The sequence below is a fragment of the Bacillus sp. SIMBA_074 genome, assembly GCF_046534555.1.
Taxonomy (GTDB): Bacteria; Bacillota; Bacilli; order Bacillales; family Bacillaceae_G; genus Bacillus_A; species Bacillus_A mycoides.
Genome location: NZ_JAWRYM010001345.1, coordinates 1 through 230, shown reverse-complemented (window position 1 = coordinate 230; position 230 = coordinate 1). Strand labels below are relative to the sequence as shown.

Below are 230 nucleotides of genomic sequence, written 5' to 3'. Positions count from 1 at the left end.
CGAAAAGTGGCACAGCTGCCAGCACACGAGCAGGAGCAATATTCTTTAGACTGCGTCCTCCCCTTCCAGTTCCGTAATGGAATGGGTGGTTTTACGTTTCAGCACGTCCAGTTTTTCAAGTCGAATCATCCGATCGATGACATCATCCGTCGCGATCAAAAGAAAAGGTATGATTATATCTTCATCCGCGGACGTAACGAGGCAATCAAGCTTTTGGATAAAAGGCCTGC

1 pseudogene is annotated in these 230 nt (G+C 47.4%); it reads left to right on the top strand.

The window, feature by feature from the left end:
• Positions 1-230, top strand: a pseudogene (locus SB773_RS35075) (glycosyltransferase family 1 protein); the annotation flags it as partial.